Annotated in this window: 17 protein-coding genes and 1 tRNA gene; 3 read left to right on the top strand and 15 right to left on the bottom strand. The window is 30.2% G+C overall.

Annotated features, from left to right (window positions below):
• Positions 1–63 precede the first annotated feature (63 nt).
• The 13 genes from lepB to AC1XJX_RS06690 form a co-directional block, all read right to left on the bottom strand.
• Complete coding sequence (lepB, locus tag AC1XJX_RS06750) at positions 64–1,638, bottom strand: signal peptidase I (RefSeq protein WP_482003205.1); 1,575 nt, start codon at positions 1,636–1,638, stop codon at positions 64–66.
• 64 nt (positions 1,639–1,702) lie between these two features.
• Positions 1,703–2,407, bottom strand: coding sequence for a 4-hydroxy-tetrahydrodipicolinate reductase (dapB, locus tag AC1XJX_RS06745; RefSeq protein ID WP_482003204.1), 705 nt, complete (start codon positions 2,405–2,407; stop codon positions 1,703–1,705).
• Positions 2,408–2,448: 41 nt separating this feature from the next.
• Positions 2,449–3,063: a DUF5683 domain-containing protein gene (locus tag AC1XJX_RS06740; protein ID WP_482003203.1), complete on the bottom strand. Its 615-nt coding sequence runs from the start codon at positions 3,061–3,063 to the stop codon at positions 2,449–2,451.
• Entirely contained in the window at positions 3,053–3,967 is a 915-nt protein-coding gene (locus tag AC1XJX_RS06735; RefSeq protein WP_482003202.1) for a ParB/RepB/Spo0J family partition protein, read from the bottom strand. Before AC1XJX_RS06735 ends, AC1XJX_RS06740 begins: the two co-directional genes overlap by 11 nt.
• A 3-nt stretch (positions 3,968–3,970) precedes the next feature.
• A complete protein-coding gene (locus AC1XJX_RS06730; RefSeq protein ID WP_482003201.1) occupies positions 3,971–4,735 on the bottom strand; it encodes a ParA family protein in 765 nt (254 codons plus the stop codon).
• A gap of 262 nt (positions 4,736–4,997) precedes the next feature.
• Positions 4,998–7,121, bottom strand: a complete 2,124-nt coding sequence (gene scpA / locus AC1XJX_RS06725; RefSeq protein ID WP_482003290.1) for a methylmalonyl-CoA mutase — start codon at positions 7,119–7,121, stop codon at positions 4,998–5,000.
• Positions 7,121–7,792 (bottom strand): hypothetical protein, encoded by a 672-nt coding sequence (locus tag AC1XJX_RS06720; RefSeq protein ID WP_482003200.1) that lies wholly within the window; start codon positions 7,790–7,792, stop codon positions 7,121–7,123. Before AC1XJX_RS06720 ends, scpA begins: the two co-directional genes overlap by 1 nt.
• Positions 7,782–9,158, bottom strand: coding sequence for a methylmalonyl-CoA mutase subunit beta (locus AC1XJX_RS06715; RefSeq protein ID WP_482003199.1), 1,377 nt, complete (start codon positions 9,156–9,158; stop codon positions 7,782–7,784). Before AC1XJX_RS06715 ends, AC1XJX_RS06720 begins: the two co-directional genes overlap by 11 nt.
• 2 nt (positions 9,159–9,160) lie before the next feature.
• The gene (locus tag AC1XJX_RS06710; RefSeq protein ID WP_482003198.1) at positions 9,161–9,475 is read right to left on the bottom strand and encodes an FtsB family cell division protein; all 315 of its coding nucleotides are present in this window, start codon (positions 9,473–9,475) and stop codon (positions 9,161–9,163) included.
• On the bottom strand, positions 9,475–10,080 hold the full coding sequence (gene udk / locus AC1XJX_RS06705) for a uridine kinase (RefSeq protein ID WP_482003197.1): 606 nt from the start codon (positions 10,078–10,080) through the stop codon (positions 9,475–9,477). Before udk ends, AC1XJX_RS06710 begins: the two co-directional genes overlap by 1 nt.
• A 66-nt stretch (positions 10,081–10,146) precedes the next feature.
• Complete coding sequence (locus AC1XJX_RS06700) at positions 10,147–10,548, bottom strand: c-type cytochrome (protein WP_482003196.1); 402 nt, start codon at positions 10,546–10,548, stop codon at positions 10,147–10,149.
• A complete protein-coding gene (locus AC1XJX_RS06695; RefSeq protein ID WP_482003195.1) occupies positions 10,549–11,673 on the bottom strand; it encodes a PQQ-dependent sugar dehydrogenase in 1,125 nt (374 codons plus the stop codon). It abuts the gene before it with no gap.
• Positions 11,674–11,695: 22 nt separating this feature from the next.
• Positions 11,696–13,996 (bottom strand): TonB-dependent receptor domain-containing protein, encoded by a 2,301-nt coding sequence (locus AC1XJX_RS06690; protein ID WP_482003194.1) that lies wholly within the window; start codon positions 13,994–13,996, stop codon positions 11,696–11,698.
• Positions 13,997–14,122: 126 nt separating this feature from the next.
• On the opposite strand from AC1XJX_RS06690, the gene AC1XJX_RS06685 reads away from it, so the two are divergent.
• A tRNA-Pro gene (locus AC1XJX_RS06685) sits at positions 14,123–14,197 on the top strand.
• Between the two features lie 232 nt (positions 14,198–14,429).
• Here AC1XJX_RS06685 and AC1XJX_RS06680 read toward each other — a convergent pair.
• Positions 14,430–15,065, bottom strand: a complete 636-nt coding sequence (locus AC1XJX_RS06680; protein ID WP_482003193.1) for a helix-turn-helix domain-containing protein — start codon at positions 15,063–15,065, stop codon at positions 14,430–14,432.
• A gap of 1,244 nt (positions 15,066–16,309) precedes the next feature.
• Between AC1XJX_RS06680 and AC1XJX_RS06675 the strand changes: the two genes are divergently transcribed.
• Positions 16,310–16,729 (top strand): cupin domain-containing protein, encoded by a 420-nt coding sequence (locus tag AC1XJX_RS06675; RefSeq protein WP_482003192.1) that lies wholly within the window; start codon positions 16,310–16,312, stop codon positions 16,727–16,729.
• A gap of 70 nt (positions 16,730–16,799) precedes the next feature.
• Here AC1XJX_RS06675 and galK read toward each other — a convergent pair whose 3' ends face one another.
• Entirely contained in the window at positions 16,800–17,948 is a 1,149-nt protein-coding gene (galK, locus tag AC1XJX_RS06670; RefSeq protein WP_482003191.1) for a galactokinase, read from the bottom strand.
• A gap of 293 nt (positions 17,949–18,241) precedes the next feature.
• On the opposite strand from galK, the gene AC1XJX_RS06665 reads away from it, so the two are divergent.
• Positions 18,242–19,756: a sugar porter family MFS transporter gene (locus tag AC1XJX_RS06665; RefSeq protein WP_482003190.1), complete on the top strand. Its 1,515-nt coding sequence runs from the start codon at positions 18,242–18,244 to the stop codon at positions 19,754–19,756.
• Positions 19,757–19,841 lie beyond the last annotated feature (85 nt).

The raw sequence follows: 19,841 nt of genomic DNA, 5'->3' as shown, positions 1-19,841 counted from the left end.
AATCTATTGTTTTTTAATAAAAATTCAATTTAAAGATTCTTGCTTGTGAACTAATGAGAATATTTAACTAGTTGCTTTTTTACGTTTTTTCCATTGATTAAAACCAATCCACCCTGCAAGTAATACTAAAAAAGGTATTAAATAAGAGGTGGCTTTTCCATTACCACTAACGGTAGTGAAGAAACGTTCCCATCGTGGATTTTTTCCATCCCAACTCATCCAAATAAATACAGGTTTTCCTACTACATGCGTAAAAGGCACAAATCCCCATGCTCTAGCATCAATAGAATTATGACGGTTATCACCCATCATCCAATAGTAGTTTTGCTTAAAAGTATAAGTGTTTGAAAGTTCCCCATTAATAAAAATTTGATTGCCCTTTACTTGAAGTGTATTGCCTTCATATTCAGTAATAACACGTTTATAGAGTGGTAATACCTCTAAATTTAAATCAATAGTTTTACCTTCTTCTGGAATGTATAACGGACCAAAAAAATCGACATTCCAGTTGTAATTTGGATCATGTGGAAAGATATTGGAATCTCTAACACCTTTTTCTTTAATATTTGGTGTAATGCTTGCAACATTTGGGTTGTCTTTAAATTTCACTAGTGCTTCATCAGAAATAGCGGAGAAATAATACGTATTTTGGTTGTTTATAATGCCAAAACCATCTGTAATATCGTAACGTTCTTTTAAAAATTTAGGATTAAATTGATTGGTTTTAGGTTGAACCAAATAGCTGAATTGTAAATGTGCTCTATCTGGTAATTCATTTTTCTTACCATTAATATAAACAAAACCATCACGTACTTCTAAAGAATCACCAGCAATGGCAACACAGCGTTTTACTAAATTGGTTTTTTTATCTATGGGTTTATAGTAGTTTCTATCTGGATTAAAATCATTCATATCCAGAAGGGTATCTGCAGGTTGGTTAAAAACAACAATGTCGTTTCTTTCTATTTTCTCAAAACCTGGAATGCGCAAATAAGGCAGTTGTAACTTATTTTTCCATGAGTTACTATCTTTTACATCATCAAATAAATAGGATTTGTTTTTTAAAACAGGAATGGTATCATGTACCATGGGTGCAGCAACCGTAGTCATAGGCACTCTGGCCCCATAATGAAATTTACTTACAAATAAAAAATCGCCTACTAATAGTGATTTTTCTAATGATGATGATGGAATCGTAAAAGGTTGAATAAAATAAGTATGAACAATGGTTGCTGCAACTATAGCAAAAAGAATAGAGCTTGTCCATTCACCAGAACTAGATTTTGGGTTTAAATTTCTATTTTCAACATAATTTATATCGGCAATATAATTTAAGTAGAAATTGTAAAATCCAAGAGTTACTATGGCTAAAAAAGTATCTAAATACGAGTTTTTACCAAAGCTTCGAGCGGTTTCTACCCAAACAACTATAAACATAATCACGTTTACTACAGGTAAAAATAATAAGATAATCCACCACTGAGGGCGATTTATTATCTTCATTAATACCACGCCGTTGTATACTGGAACAAAGGCTTCCCAAGCTTGCTTTCCGGCTTTAGTGTATAGTTTCCAAGTGCCTAAGCCATGAATTACTTGAATAATTAGGATGAAAATAAACCATTCTGTCAACGTCATAATCTTAAATTTAATTTTTTATTGGTACCAATATCAGTTTATATTGTTACATTTTTAGTATTTATTAACCAATATTTAACACATCATTCATATTGAAAACTCCAGTTTTCCCAATTATCCATTCAGCAGCAATTACAGCGCCTAATGCAAAACCTTGTCTGTTATGAGCTACATGTTCAATAGTTATGGTATCTACCTCACTTTCGTAGTTTATTGTGTGTGTTCCTGGAACATCTTCGATGCGTTTTGCAATAATCGGAATGGTAAAATTTTCTGATTCATCTAATTTCCAATTATTGAAGTTCCCGTTATTCGCTATAATGTCGTTAGCTAATGAAATAGCAGTGCCACTTGGTGCATCAAGTTTTTGAGTATGATGAATTTCTTCCATTGAAACATGGTATTGTTTTAATGTACTCATCATTCTTGCAAGTGTTTTGTTCAACTCGAAAAAAATATTAACTCCTAAACTATAATTAGAAGCGTAAATAAATGCGCCTTTTTTCTCTTTACATAAAGCTACTGCATTATCATAGTTTTCTAGCCATCCTGTTGTTCCTGAAATTACGGGAATGCCATTTTTAATGCAATTACTTATGTTATTAAAAGCTACGTTTGGAATGCTAAAATCAATGGCAACATCAGCTTTTTTTATATCATAATTTGTGTCATCTTTATCAATTTTTAAAACGATGGTATGTCCACGATTTATAGCAATTTTTTCGATGGTTTTACCCATTTTTCCATATCCTAGTAAAGCTATATTCATTTATTTGAAATTTGTTATTTATATAAATACCCATTTATGGGTTAAAATTTAAAATTTAAAGTTAATCCTACACTTCCAGTAGCATCCAATTCATTTATTTTGTAATGAGGTGCTAATGATAAATTTTCATCTACATTATATTGCAATAAATGCGCATCTACATTGGCGTCAATAATGTTTAAAGCATAAAGCCCAATGGTAACTAAAAGTGATATTTCTTTGTTTTTTCTATAAAATTTTTGTGCACGTTCTAAACCATCAATAGTAACTCTTGGAGTTGTTAATTGGTTTCCTTGAGAATCAAAATAAAATTCATCATTAGTAAAACCAGCTAATCGGCTTTTATAAGCATCTCTGTATCTATTGTATTCTTTATTATTCGAAATATAAAAATAAACACCGGTTCCTATGGCCCCAAAAACGATAGGTACTTTCCAATATTTTTTATTATAAACTTGACCTAAACCAGGTAAAATGGCAGAATAGAATGCTGCTTTTGATGGGGAAAGTGGATCTATTGGTTTTCTTATTTCAATAATAGAATCAATAATTACTTCTTCTGGGAGTAGTTTTTTTTTTGAATTTTCGTCTTGCGCCATCAAATTAAAACAACAGAAAAAAGAGAGTATACTTGCTATTTTGAATTTATTTAGCACCGTCAACTAATTTTTTAATACGATTAAAGTCTTCTTCAGAATGAAAAGGAATGCTTATTTTTCCTTTTCCATTTTTAGAAACTTTAACGTCAATTTTATGCCCAAAGTATTCAGAAAATGCTTGAATACCTTTTTTTATGTATTTTGGAACTACTCCGTCATCTTCATTTTTTGAAGTTGAATCAACTTTATCACTTGGAAGGTTAAAGTTTCTAACTAAAGTTTCAGTTTCCCTAACAGATAGTTTTTTTGATAATATCTTCTCGTAAATGTCTAATTGAATTGTTTGATCTTCGATAGTGATTAAAGCACGACCATGACCCATTGAGATAAAACCATCTCGCATACCCGTTTGTATAATGGGGTCTAATTTTAGTAAGCGTAAATAGTTAGCAATAGTAGATCGTTTTTTGCCAACACGCTCACTCATTTGCTCTTGAGTTAGATTGATTTCGTCAATTAAACGTTGGTATGATAGTGCAATTTCAATAGGGTCTAAATCTTGGCGTTGAATATTTTCAACCAAGGCCATTTCAAGAGATTCTTGGTCGTTAGCAATTCTAACATAAGCTGGTATAGTTTCTAAATTTAATAATTTGGAAGCTCTAAAACGGCGCTCACCTGAAACTAATTGAAATTTATTAAGCCCTAATTTTCTAACAGTAATAGGCTGGATAATACCAAGTTCTTTTATAGATGAGGCTAATTCTCTAAGGGATTCTTCACTGAAATTTGTCCGAGGCTGAAAAGGGTTTACTTCAATAAAATCAATATCTAACTCAACAATATTGCCAATAACTTTATCTGCGTTTTTATCTTTTACTGAGTTAATATCGTTACTTGGATCGTTTAATAATGCAGATAAACCTCTACCTAAAGCCTGTTTTTTAGTTGCCTTAGCCATAATTTATGAGTTTTTATTGATAATTTCTTTAGCCAAACTTAAGTAATTGCTAGCACCTTTGCTACCAGCGTCGTAATTAATTATACTTTCACCATAACTTGGTGCTTCACTTAATCGTACATTACGTTGGATTATGGTTTGAAAAACCATATCGTTGAAGTGTTTTTGAACCTCCTCAACCACTTGATTTGATAAACGTAATCTAGAATCATACATAGTTAGTAATAAACCTTCAATATCTAATTCTGGATTATGAATTTTTTGTACACTTTTAATGGTATTTAAAAGTTTTCCCAATCCCTCTAATGCAAAATACTCACATTGAATAGGAATAATTACAGCATCTGCTGCTGTTAAAGCATTTAATGTTAATAAACCAAGTGATGGTGCGCAGTCTATTAAAATAAAATCGTAATCGTTTTTAATATCTTGTAGTGCTTTTTTAAGCATATATTCTCGCGCTTCTTTATCAACAAGTTCAATTTCAATAGCAACAAGATCTATATGAGCAGGAATAATATCTAAGTTTGGAGCTTCGGTTTTTATAATAGCTTCTTTGGCTGAGTTTGAATGTTCTAAAAGCTGGTAGGTACCTATCTCTACAGATTCTACATCAATACCAATTCCAGAAGTTGCATTTGCCTGAGGATCAGCATCTATAAGCAACACTTTTTTTTCTAGAACGCCTAATGAAGCAGCTAAATTAATGGAAGTAGTTGTTTTTCCAACTCCACCTTTTTGGTTAGCAATTGCAATGATTTTACCCATTAATGATTTGGTTTTATAAGCGGTAAAAATACGATTATTTATGAGGAATAAAAACGTTACTTGTTAACAAATCGGTAAAGTGAAAATAGTTGATAAAGAATTAATATTTCAAAACTTTTTGAAACTTCACAATTCTAAACACACGGGTTTTTTGAATATAGAATTAAAAATGAAGAGGAGAAAGTAGATGGAATATTTCTTTTTAATTATTTCTGAATTTAAATTTAGATTATTATGGTATTAAAAATTAATAAAAAACAATCTAACCAATTAAAATCTCTAATATTTTAATAGCAGCATCACTAATTTTTGTTCCAGGTCCAAATACTGCAATAGCCCCAGCATCAAATAAAAATTGATAATCTTGTTTTGGGATAACACCACCAACAATCACCATAATATCATCTCTTCCATATTCTTTTAGAGCTTTAATTACTTGTGGCACTAAAGTTTTATGTCCTGCAGCTAGTGAAGAAACACCTAAAATATGTACGTCATTTTCAACCGCCTGTTTAGCTGCTTCTTTTGGCGTTTGAAAAAGCGGACCAATATCTACATCAAAACCCACATCAGCATAACCTGTAGCTACAACTTTTGCACCACGATCATGCCCATCTTGTCCCATTTTTGCTATCATAATGCGAGGACGTCTCCCATCTTGTTCTGCAAACTTATCTGCTAATTCTTGTGCCTTTTTAAAGGATTCGTCGTCTTTTATTTCTTTACTATACACACCTGAAAATGATTTTATCTGAGCCTTGTAACGGCCAAAAGCAATTTCTAAAGCATCGCTAATTTCACCAAGTGTAGCACGTTCTTTGGCAGCTTCAACAGCTAAAGCTAATAAATTTTCTCGTCCTGTTTTAGCTGCTTCGGTTAATTTTGATAAAGTTTTTTCAACTTTTTCAGAGTTTCTAGTTGCTTTTATATGCTTTAATCGCTCTATTTGGGAATTTCTTACAGTTTGATTATCTACTTCTAGCGTTGAAATTGGGTCTTCTTCCTTTAATCTATATTTATTAACGCCCACAATTATATCTTGCCCAGAATCTATCCTAGCTTGTTTTTTTGCTGCCGCTTCTTCAATTCTAATTTTAGGGATGCCAGCTTCTATGGCTTTAGTCATGCCTCCTAAACTTTCAACTTCTTCAATAAGTTCCCAGGCTTTTTGTGCAATATCATGTGTTAGTTTTTCAACATAAAAACTACCAGCCCATGGGTCAACCGTTTTAGTTATTTTAGTTTCTTGTTGTAAAAATATTTGTGTATTTCGTGCAATTCGAGCCGAAAAATCAGTAGGTAATGCAATCGCTTCATCTAAGGCATTGGTATGTAAACTTTGTGTGCCACCAAAAGCGGCTGCAGCTGCTTCGATAGTAGTTCGTGCCACATTATTAAAGGGGTCTTGTTCTGTTAAACTCCAGCCAGATGTTTGGCAGTGGGTTCTTAAAGCTAATGATTTTTCATTTTTAGGGTTAAATTGCTTAACTATTTTAGCCCAAAGCATTCTGGCAGCTCGCATTTTTGCTATTTCCATAAAATGATTCATACCAATGGCCCAAAAAAACGATAGGCGAGGTGCAAAGGTATCAATGTCTAAACCAGCTTCTATTCCTTTTCTAAGATATTCCAAGCCATCAGCTAGCGTATAAGCTAATTCTATATCGCAGGTTGCACCAGCTTCTTGCATGTGATACCCAGAAATACTAATACTATTGAATTTAGGCATGTTTTTACTGGTGAATTGAAAAATATCTGAAATGATTTTCATCGAAGGTGTAGGTGGGTAAATGTAAGTATTACGCACCATAAACTCCTTTAAAATATCATTTTGTATGGTGCCTGATAGGTGTTCTGGCTTTACGCCTTGCTCCTCAGCTGCTACTATATAAAATGCCATAATTGGAAGTACAGCACCATTCATAGTCATAGAAACTGACATGTCGTTTAGTGGGATTTGATCAAAAAGGATTTTCATATCTTCAACCGAATCTATGGCTACACCGGCTTTTCCAACATCGCCAACAACTCGCTCGTGGTCTGAATCGTAACCACGATGTGTTGCTAAATCAAAAGCAATAGAAAGCCCTTTTTGTCCAGCGGCTAAATTTCTCCTGTAAAAAGCGTTACTATCTTCTGCGGTAGAGAATCCTGCGTATTGCCTAATAGTCCATGGACGGATTACATACATAGTACTGTAAGGTCCTCTTAAATTTGGTGCTAAACCAGCAACAAAATCAAGATGTTCTAAGTTTTGAATATCTTTACTTGAGTATAAAGACTGAAGTTCAATACCTTCAGCAGTTATAAACTTGTTTTTGTCTAAAGATTTTTCGTCTTCAGTTTTCTTATTTATAGTTATTTGTTGAAGGTTTTTTCTCAAAATTAATTTATTGGTGCTCCAGAAGGTGTTTTAGGAGGTATTACATTAAAATCTATAGGTTGAGGTTTCTCAAAATTAACATTGCTAAAATCAATATCAAATAATTTGGCATAAAACAAATCTAAAGCTACATAAGTTGCTAAATATTTATCGCTTAATGTATTGGTGTATTTTGCCATTAATGGTGAACCAAAAAGTTTTTGGTCCATAAAGTTGGTGCTTATAAGCGAATTAAAAGTGGTTTTTAAAGCTACATCTTTAATGTTGTTTGCCATACATGTAATAATTGCACTTTTATAATTTAAATGGCTTTTTTGATTATTAGCATCCCATAAATCGTTTTCATCTTTTAAAGCTTCAAATACTTTGTAAGTATGCTCAGAAATAATGTCTTCATATTTTATTCTACCATAAATTGAATTTCTAATAAATTGAGAATAGGATTGTGCTAGTGTGCTATTTGCATTATTTCTTTTGTAAAAATTTAAAAGATCATCTTCAAATGTGTACAAGGCTTCTTGATATAATTTAGAGTTTAAATTATCACAAGTTAAGATTGCAGGTTTATCTTTATACTTGAAATCTGAAAAAGTGTTTTCTTTTTTACAACTAAATAAAATAAATGCTAATAAAAAAGAAAAAAGAGTCGTTTTTAAGTTCATTTTAGTTTTCATTTTTTAATCGTTTTTGTTCTAAATTTTCTGCTAATCGCTTTTCTATGATAGGTTCAATTAAAGTTTTTCTTTGATTTGTTTTAACAAAAGGATAAATTTCCAACTCATTTTTCATGCGGTCATTTAAGTTAGGATGTTTGTTTGTTCCCAATAAAATTTCTTCTCCGTTATCAAATTGAAGTTGTTCTTTATTAGTACTTTCTTTTATTTTTCTTTGAATGGTGCCTTCTTTTAATTGTTTTAAAAAACCACCTTTGTTTTCAATGTTTTTAAATACATCCAATGCTTTTTCTACTAGTTGATTTGTTAATGTTTCAATATAATATGAACCATCTGAAGGATTATCAACCTTATCAAAATAACTTTCGTGTTTTAAAATCAAAAGTTGATTTCTTGCAATACGTTCACCAAATTCGTTGTCTTTGTGGTATATCGCATCATAAGGTAAATTACAGATTATATTGGCGCCGCCAAGAATAGCACTCATACATTCTGTTGTGGTTCGCAACATATTGGTGTTATAATCGTAAAGGGTTTTGTTACGCTTGGTTGGAGTTGCTGTAATATGGCAATTATTATTGATTTGGTATTCGGCAGCAAGTGTTTTCCAAAGCATTCTTAAAGCTCTTAGTTTTGCAATTTCGAAGAAATAATTAGTGCCCACTGAGATTTTGAAATTCATTTCAAACGATTTGAACACTTCCTTTAAAAGAGAGCTATTGTTCAAATAATTTAAATATTCGTTGGCATGTGCTAAAGCGTATGCTAGTTGTTGAACCATATTGGCTCCAGCGTTTTGGTATAATGATACCTCAACCGTGAGCGATTTTGTATAGTTAACTATGTTTTCAAATTTTTGAAAATCTTCATTTAAAGATTGATACCAATTACCATCTTTTGCTAAATTATTAATGATGTCTGTTTGGATTTTGAAACCTGCTTTAGTTGAAATATCAGCAAGTTGTTTTGCGAAATTTTCTGAAATAAAATGTAATTCAAAATGAATTGGAATTTTATCTAAATCAATATTTTGCAGTAAATTTTTAATTGAAACATCTTCATTTGGAATAATAAATTGAATACTTTCAGCACCTCTTTCAATAGCATTAACTGCTTTTAAATTTGATTTTTCAACATGGGCAACAAAAATAGACTGACAGATTTTCCAGTTTGTGGCTTTGGTATTCGAAATAGTTGACAATTCTGTAAAATCATCCGAATGATAAAATGGTTTTACTGAGATATCTTCATTCGTTTTCCAAACTAAAGTATCATTATAATCAGCGCCTTTTAAATCAAACTGAATTTTTTGCTTCCATTGTTTTGCTGATACAGGATTAAATTTACTAAACAACTTTTTGTCCATGATTATTTAGTTTTTAAACTGTCTTCATATTCTATAATAAAAATTTCTTCATTATCGCGCTTCATATAATATTCTTCTCTGGCAAATTTTTCTAAACCTTCTTCCGTACTTAACTCTTTTATAGCTTTGTTGTCTTTTTCAATTTCTTTTCTGTAGTATTCTTTTTCGTTTTCTAAAGCTTTTATATCCATGTTTAATTCATGGTGAATTAACCATGAGTTGGCATCAAAAAACAACATCCAAACAGCAAAAATCACCAAAATTAGTACGAACCAATTTTTAAACGGTTTCAAATATTTGTTTTTCAATTTTGGCATTACAGTTTATCGTTTATAATGGTTTTTACAATATCAATAGCCACTGTATTGTAATGGTTGTTTGGGATTATAATATCTGCATACTCTTTCATGGGCTCGATAAACTGATTATGCATCGGTTTTAAGGTTGTTTTATACCTTGAGAGCACCTCATCTAAATCTCTACCACGTTCAGATATATCTCGTTTTAATCGTCTTATTAAACGCTCGTCACTATCAGCATGAACAAATATTTTTATATCAAACATGGCTCTTAATTCTGGATTTGTTAGAATTAAAATACCTTCAACTATCATAACTTTTCTAGGATGTGTTAAAACGGTATCGCCAGTTCTATTATGTTTAACGAAAGAATAAACAGGTTGGTGTATAGGATTGCCTTTTTTTAATTCTTTTAAATGAGTTTCAAGTAATTCAAAATCTATAGATCTTGGATGATCAAAATTAATTTGAACACGTTCATCATAGCTTAAATGCGTGGTGTCTTTGTAGTATGAATCTTGAGAAATAATACCAACCTCACCTTCAGGTAATTCATTTAATATCTGATTTACTACTGTTGTTTTGCCGCAACCTGTGCCTCCAGCAATTCCTATAATTAACATCTTTTTTGGTTTAATTAGCTATTTACAAAGTTATTTTAATGCATGGCTAAATAAGATTCAATAATCTTATTTTTTAATTTGTGAGACTTCTTCTTTAGTAATAATTTTGTCATTTTTATTACCCCAACTATTTGTTATATAATTCATGACATCGGCTATTTCATCGTCAGCAAGACCTAATGCAGCCATGTAACTGTTGTATTTTTTTCCGTTAACTAAAATCTCCCCTTTTTGCCCATATTTTATGCCTTTAATACTAGCTTCACGATTTTCAAAAAGGTAATCAGACTTAGCTAAAGGAGGGAATACATTTTCAATACCTTCGCCATTTGGTAAGTGGCAAGTAACGCAAAAATCTTCATACACTAAACTACCTCTTTCTATACTTTCTTTTAAAGCATTATTTTGGGTAAATACTCTTTTAGAAGCAGAAACTAAAATTACTAAACTGATTATAAAAGATTTCATTTACTTATTTGGAATTATTTTAAATATACCTTTTCCTTCAATAGCAACATATATATAACCTTCTGGTCCCTCAATAACGTTTCTAACCCTTCCAGTACCCTCTAATAATTTTTCGCGTTTAACAACTTTATTATTTTCTAAAACTAATCTTTCCAGATATTCAAATTTTAAGGAGCCAACTAATACATTTCCTTTCCAATCTGGATAAATATCAGAAGAAACAAAAGCCATACCACTAGGAGCAATTGATGGTACCCAATAAAAAAGAGGTTGTTCCATACCTTCTTTTGAAGTAATATCTGTGAATGCTGTTCCGCTATAATTAATTCCATAAGATATAACAGGCCAACCATAGTTTTTTCCTTTTGCAATGATGTTTATTTCATCGCCACCTTGTGGGCCATGTTCATTCGTCCAAATGTCCCCAGTAAAAGGGTTTTTTACCATACCTTGTGGGTTTCTATGTCCATAACTAAAAATAGCAGTTTTAGCATTTTCAGTTCCAACAAATGGGTTATCCGAAGGGACTGTCCCATCATCTTTAAGTCTGTAAATTTTACCACAATCTCTAGTGATATCTTGTGGATTCACATCACGTTCACCTCTTTCACCAATTGAAAAGTATAGGTAACCTGCATTATCAAATGCAATACGAGAACCAAAATGTTGGCCTCTTTTAGTATTTGGACCAGCTTTGTATAGTAATTGTTTTTCAACAAGGATATTACCATCTAATTTCGCTCTCATCAAGGCTGTGTTTCCACCTTCTACATCACCTTTATCAGATGCATATGTAAAATAAATCCATCCATTATTTTCATAGTCAGGATGCGTTTTTATATCTAACAATCCACCTTGACCACGAACATAAATTTCTGGAACACCTTCTACAAGTGTTTTTACACCATTTTTAAAATGAATAATCTCACCACTCTTTTCAGTGATTAACATACTACCATCATTTAAAAATGTCATTCCCCAGGGAATAATTAAATCTGGAACAATAAGTTCAAAAGTGTAATTTATATTGGTTGGTGCTTCAGCCTTAATTTCAGATTCTGCTTGTTGAGCGCAAGCGCTAAAAGCCAATAACATTATGATGATTAACGCGTGAATTTGTTTCATAATTATAAATGTTTTTTATTAGCTAAAATAGGTAATTTAAGTTAAAACCTGTGAAATAGTTTGATGGATTTCCTGGGTAATAGTATCGTGGAGCGCTACTACCAAAACTAGTTGCATTAATTAAAATTTGAGATGCATATTTTTCATTGAAAATATTATTTATGCCTAAGAATATGTTCATTTTTAGGTATTTACTAAGATTAGTTTTGTAACCAACTTTTAGATTTGTTAATTGGTAATCTTCAGTAAATAGGCTATTACTATCTGTTATTGGAAAAGACCCAACATATTGGTAATTTATGTTCCCGTAAAGGCTAAAACTAGTTTCAAAATCTATTCCAGCATTAAAAATATCAGATGGTACACCAGTTAAATCATTTCCAGAAAAATTATTGGTATTATCAATAAATTCCTTAAAAATAAATTTGTTAAGTGTATAATTAATAAATGAACTAATGGTTATTTTTTTATTTTGAAGCCAATAGTAATTGAGTGCTAATTCTAAACCATCATGTTGTGTTTTACCTGCATTAATACCAATAAACGCATCTTCGGCAGTTCTTCTTGAAACTAATAAGTTTTTTATATTTAAACGGTAAAAGGCAAAATTGTATTGTAATTTATTGCTAAAAAACTCACCCCTGGAACCCGCTTCAAAATTCCATCCTGTTTCTGGTTTTAAGTTGGCATTTATTTGACCATCAGGTAAAAGTGTTTCGTTTAATGAGATAGGGGAGAACCCGTGGCTAACACTGCCATAAATGCTGATGTTTTTATTAAATAAATGAGATATTCCAATTTTTGGAGATAATATGTTTTTAAATTTGAAACTTCCAGATTGATTTGGGTTTTCTGAAGTTATATGAAATTTATCATTTAATTTATATCCTGTTTCATTTAAATTTAAACCAGTTGTAAGTGTAGTTTTTTCTGAAAATTCAAAATTGGTTTCAAAAAATAAGTTGTAATAATTTCGATTTTCTATAAAATTTGATAATCTTTGACCCGAAACACTTCCTGTACCATTTGGAAAATCCTCATATAGATTTTCAAAAGTGCTATATTTATAAGTATCCTTAAAAAGTTCACCACCCAAGGTCCAATTCAAATTCCTTCCAAACAAATTAGTATTTCCGATGAGACGTGTTCTTAAGCCCAAGGCTAGGGTGTTTTCTTTTAAAATATCAAAGGGTCTGGGTTCGTAAGCATCCCTGAATGAAGTAAAAATACTTGTATTTTGTTTTAAATTATTATTAAAATTATGTTGCCAAGATAACCCAAAAACACCTCTTTTAGAATCTTCAAAACCTTGAGCTTGTTTCCAAGTAAAAGCAGCAGATTTTGGACTATTTAAGTATGTATTTTCATTGATTGAGCTAGGTATAAACGCTTTTAAATCAACATAACTCACTATAAAAGACAATTCATCTTTTTTACTTAAAAAATGATTAGAAGTTAAAGTAAATGTTTGTCTTTTATAGTTGTTATTTTCTCTAAATCCATCACTTTCAGTATTGCTATATACAGCTCTAAAACTATTTTCACTATTCCCGTGGTTTACGTTTAAAATGCCTTTGATTAAACCAAAAGAACCCATTGAAATTTCACCATTAAAATTAGAATCATTCAAATAAGCATTTTGTGGTATTAAGTTAATAGTGCCACCTAAACCTGCGCCATAAATACTAGAGGCTGCCCCTTTAATTATTTCTAAACGGGATATGGAAGCTAACTCAAAATCTTCAATAGTAGTTTCTCCACTACCATTGGTAAGTGGAATGTCTTTAAAATAGGCTCTTATTTTTGAGGTTCCAAAAAGATTTCTAGAGCCTATACCTCTTATGGTTATTCGGTTGGTGTTTAAAGCGCCACTTTGCATAAAAACCCCAGGCGTTCTATTTAATATGGGAGCAAAATCTGTGTTGTTAGATCGTTGAATATCTTCAGAAGATACAATGCTTATTGTTGCAGTGGTTTTTTTTAGTTTTGTTGGAATGTGATTCGCATTAATAACTACCTCGTTTAATTCGGATGGTTTGATATTAAGTTGAATAATATAGTATTGATTTTCGATTAATTCGATGGTTTTTTCAATATAACCTTCTTTTTTAAACAGGTAAGAACCTGATTTATTGATTTCAAAAGTACCATCAAAGTTAGAGATGCTATTTTTTTTGTCTTCAATATTAATTATTTGAGTAAATGCTAAACCTACTCCATTATCACTATCAACAATTTTGCCCTTAAAGATGTCTTGTCCTAAAGTGACATGGTTAAAACCACATATTAAAAAAAATAAAAGGCTCCTCTTAAGAAATTCCATTTAAAATAAATAAAAAATTTAAAGTTGCTAAATTATGATTTTTAATCAATAGATATTTTTTTAGAAATATAATTGTGAAATGAATAAAAAAAGTATATTTGCAAGCCGTTAGAGATAACCAAAAATCGGGGTGTAGCGTAGCCCGGTTATCGCGCCGCGTTTGGGACGCGGAGGTCGCAGGTTCGAATCCTGCCACCCCGACAGTTGAAAGCTGAACATTTTTTGTTCGGCTTTTTTATTTGTTTCAATTTAAAGCTTTACATTAATTTTTAAAATCAAACTAAAAACTAAAAACTAAAAAAGATTGATTTTTTAGTTTTTAGTAATAAAACTTTATTAGGATGAACCTATTTAATCCACTAACCTTGACTCGTATATTAATATTAAAACACACTGATAATTTTTAATTATTAGCGTTTTTTTATTTGATTTATTATGAATTATTAATGATGTTTATTTTGTAATCTGTTGGAGAATATCCAGATAGATTTTTGAAGTTTTTAAAAAAAGTGCTTCTGTTTGTGAATAAACATTTCTCTGAAAGTGATTCAATTGTATGTGATGATAAATAATTATTGTGAATTAGTTTCAAAGCATATTTTATTTTTAATACATTTTGATATTCACTGAATGAATAATTGTTAAAATATTTAAAAATATATTTAATATGACTTTGAGGATATTCAAGTTTTATTGATAATTCTTTAAGAGTAGGAACTTCTGTGAAATTATCAAATAAGCTGTTTTCAAATTTTTTAATAGACAAAAGCAGGTTTTCTCGATTAGGTTTTACTTTTTTTTCAACTTCTAAATCTATTCTATCTGTAAAAGTTTTTTTGTTTTTTTTCCAAACTACTATGTCATCAATAGAAGGTTTATTTAGTGTTTTTTGCAAAAGTTGCTCCCCGTATAATATTACTGGATTCATTAAGATGTATAAAATTAAAAAGAAAAAGAAAAACGAGGTGCTGATGTTAAATTTATTTAAAACAATATTTTCTCCTTGATTTAAATAGCTTTTAAATGTGTAATTAGCAAATATAAATACTGCGGTGAAAAATGTAAACATTATTAATGCCCATATCTTAATTGACCTGTAATGTATATATTCATGATAATTTTTTTTATTAAAAAGATATTTTCTAATGATTTTTAGTAAAAAAATCATGTAAGTAGAAGAGTATATAAGAAAAATTAACTGATTACTCTCTTTTTTTAATTTGAAAACTATAGAAATTGCGACTATAATTATGGCTACACCAATTAATAAGACAGACTTCTTTAAGGATACAATTTTATACAACAAGTTATTGAAAAATAAATAATAAATAGGAGGGATAAAGTAGGCGAAATGTAAACTTGTTTCAAAAGGATTTAATAAAGGGTTTATTATATTAAATACTTCGAGCCCATGAATAAACCTCTGTAAACCTGCTATAGCTAATATAATAAGAAAATAAGGGTTTAATTTTTTATCATTATTATGGTTAATAAAAATTACAGGAATCAGTAACAATAAAATAAAACCAATAAAAAATGAAAATAGATTTGAAAGCATGTGTCAAATTTAGAAAATTTGTGTCAAATCCTACAAAATTTTAATTTGTTTTTTTGTGATAATTTATTCTGTTGTTCCTTTGTGCAACACAATTATACTTCCAAATAACTCTCACAGTTACATACAAATAACATATGGTACTTAAATACTATCAACATTGATTCGTTTCTAATTGTATTTTCAGTATCAGATTTATTCTTTAATTAATTTTTTATCTATTAAATATGAGAAAAAGATTTACTGTGATTGATCACAAATTAAAAAAAAAGGCCAAATATTCATCATTTGAGTGGGAACTTCTTTTCTTGTTTATTTTCTCTACTGGATTAGCTACTGGAATTTTTATCTATTGTTGTATTTGAAAATTAAATAAACTGTAATAATATTTTAATGAAATAAATCTAATACATCGAAAATTAATTATTTCTGTCTAAGAACTTCATATAGATGAAGCTTCTGAAATGTATAGAATCATTAAAGAATAATTTTTTAAAAAAATAGCATTTACGTTTAGTTATGTTATGAAAATTTTGATAAGTAGAATTGTTAAAATTATGTGAGGGCATAATCATAAGAACTTTCAGATTTTTCAACCCCAACTGTTTAAGTTGGGTTTTTTTTAAATACATCCCTATAATTAATTTTTTTGATAATTAATCGTTTTTTTTAATAATATAAATTAGTTTTAAATTAAAAAATAACCTTAAGTTTTCATTAGAATTATATTCTCATAGAATTTTAAGAAATAAATACACATGAAAAAAATAATTTTATTTTTTGGTATAATATGTTTAATAGCCTCCTGTGCTGTAAAAAAAAAACAAGCTGTAACTGTTGTTAAACTAGCTGAAACCACCACAAGCTGGAATGGTGATGTATTACCAAATTATCCAGATGGCTCACCTAAGGTTACTGTTTTGAAAATTACAATACCACCTAAAACTAAGTTGCACAAACATCATCATCCGGTTATAAATTCTGGGATCGTTTTAAAAGGTGAGTTAACAGTTATTGATGAAGCTAATAACGTTTTGCATCTAAAACCAGGAGATGTTATTGTAGAGCTTGTAAACAAAGTACATTATGGAATTAATGAAGGTAATAAACCTGTAGAAATCGTTGTATTTTATGCTGGAACAACAGATTTACCTATAACGGTTTTAGAAAAAGATTGATAAATACGTTTTCTTTAAAGATTCACCAAGTTTAAGTTATTACCTACTTTTATTTATAAGTTTAATAGCTCTAATTTATGATATCTGTGCCATTTGAAAGCTTAATGGAATATATAGAACAGTCTTTATTAAATTTATGTTTATAAGCTTCAGAAATAAAAGCTTTGAATCCTATTGTTTCTGATTTTGAAATTAAGTTAATAGTACATCCACCAAAACCACCTCCCATCATTCTGGCTCCTAAAACATGCCCGCTTAATCTAGCTTGCTCTACTAAAAAATCCAGTTCGTCACAACTCACTTTATATTGATTTTGTAAGCCATCGTGTGATGCATATATAAGTTTCCCTAAGGTTTTTAAATCACCTGCTTTCATCGCTGTGGATGCCTCTATAACCCGCTTGTTCTCTTGGATAACGTATAGTGCTTTTTGAAAATTTTCTGGAGTTACTTGCTCTTTAATAGTATCTAAATCATTTTCTGTAGCATCTCTAAGTGCTTTGACTTTTAGCATACTTACTATAGATTCACAAACAGAACGTCTATCATTATAAGCGCTGTCCGATAAGCTATGTTTCACATTGGTATTGATTAAGATAAACTCATGGTTTTTAAAATCAATTTTAAACGGTTTTGATTTTACTGTTCTACAATCTAATTGTAAGGCATGATTTTCTATTCCAAACATACTAGCGTACTGATCCATAATGCCACATTTAACTCCAACATAATTGTGCTCGGCTTTTTGTGAAATTAAAATCATTTCTTCTTTTGTTAAGCTTAAATTATAAAGTTCATTTAAGCCAAAAACAACACTGTTCTCTAGTGCTGCTGATGAAGACATACCTGCGCCCCCAGGTATATCACCTCCAAAAACAATATTAAAATTATCAATAGTTTTATTCCTGTGTTGAAGTTCTGATACCACACCAAAAATATAATTCTCCCAACTGCCCTCTGAGGATGGGGTTAATTTATTTAATGAGAATTTTATCATCTGATTTTTGTCAAAAGCATAGGCTGTTGAATTATTAGAATCGCTTTTTCCAATGGCAGTAATAATGCCTTTATTTACAGCAGCTGGAAATACAAAACCTTCATTATAATCGGTATGCTCGCCAATTATATTGATCCTACCTGGAGAAAATATCATTATTGGCTTAGTTTTAAAAGTCTCCTGAAATTTTGTCCTTATTTTATTTATTAAATCAGCATTCATTATTTTTTAATAGTGTTTCAATTTGTAAAATTAAAATACCAAATTAAGTAAATTTATATACTAATATAGGCTATAATCAGTCAAAAATATTTTACTTTTTTTTGGATATATGATTATCATAACAAAACAAGTAAGAATTGAGAATAACATCTTATTTATTTTTATTTAATTATTATTTCATGATTTAAAAAGTATAAATAAGGATTTAGGATTTAGATTTTAATAATATTCTTATTATAAAAATATTATCTTTATTTTTTTTAAACTACTAAAATAAATTAACCAAACTTATCATGAATAAATCTTATACCATTTTCATCAGTTTTATAGTAGCCCTTGGTGGTTTTCTTCTTGGGTTTGATAGTGCTGTTATTTCTGGTGCTGTATCAGGAATCACTATTTATTTTAATATGTCTGATTGGGAACTTGGTTTTTCTGTTGGCTGTGTAATTTTTGGTGCTATGGCAGGAAATATTACTGCAGGTCCCTTGAGTGATAAATTTGGTAGAAAAAAAGTACTTATTGGTACTGCTGTTTTGTTTACTGTTTCTGCTATTTGGTCTGCTTTAGCAACAGGCTATACAGAATTTGTGGTAGCAAGAATTATTGGAGGAATTGGTATAGGAGGCGCCATATTAATTGCTCCTATTTATATAGCTGAAGTTGCACCACCTAAGCTAAGAGGTAGTTTGGTGTCATTAAATCAGTTAAACATTGTTTTGGGTATATCGGTTGCTTATTTTTCTAATTATTTTTTGAAGGATTTAGAAGGAGAAAGTTGGAGATGGATGCTGGGTGTTGAAGCCATCCCTGCTGTTATTTATTTTTTAGCATTATTTACAGTTCCAAGAAGCCCAAGATGGTTAATACAAAGGCTTAATTTAGTGGAGGTAGCTGAAAAAACTTTAGTTAAAATTGGGGGGGAAGATTATGCAAATACAACTATTGAAGAAATTTTAAGAGGTGTTTCAAAAAAAGAGAAGAAAGGTACTATTTTAGAATTGTTTAGTAGCCGCATGCGCACCATTATTATCATCGCTTTTGGAATTGCTTTTTTTCAACAAATAACAGGTATTAATGCTATTTTTTATTATGCACCTTCCATTTTCGAACAAGCAGGAGGCAGTACAGATTCTTCTTTTTTACAGGCTATTGTTGTTGGTTTAACTAATTTGGTTTTTACATTGGTTGCTATTAGACTTATTGATAGATTAGGTAGAAAACCCCTTTTAATAATAGGTACTGCTACTATGTCAATTGCCTTGTCAATGGCTACGTTTGCCTTTAATAATGCAACTTATGATGTAAATAGTAATGCAATTGAAAAAGTTGGGAGTTTAGAAATAAAAACTGCAATTGCATCTCTTGATGGTAAATCTTTTAGTTCTCAAAGTGAGTTTTTTAATAACTTAATGCCGGTATTAAGCCAAGAGCAGTTATACGAGTTTAAACGTAATGAGGTTAAAAATTTTATTTCAATCAACGCAACATTAGTCCTTATAGCCATATTGTTGTATGTTGCCGCATTTGCAATTTCTTTAGGACCTGTAATGTGGACTTTATTGTCAGAAATATTTCCTGGAAATATTAAAGGTATTGCCATCTCAGTTGTTGGCTTTTTTAATTCATTAGTAAGTTACACAGTAACGCAGTTTTTTCCATGGGAATTAACAAATTTAGGGCCAACACTTACTTTTGCAATTTATGCAGGTATGGCTGTTTTATCTTTGTTATTTGTTATGAAGTTTGTAATTGAAACTAAAGGGAAAAGTCTAGAGGAGGTTGAGGAAATGCTGATTTGTAAATAAATTAATTGTTTTTTTTAAATTATATTAATTCCTTTTGAAAACTAATCTTTAATTTATTATTTAAAATATAACTTTTGAGCTTCGG

It is taken from the genome of Flaviramulus sp. (assembly GCF_982512915.1).
Note: the sequence above shows the minus strand (reverse complement) of the source record. Positions and strands in the feature narration are given on the sequence as shown.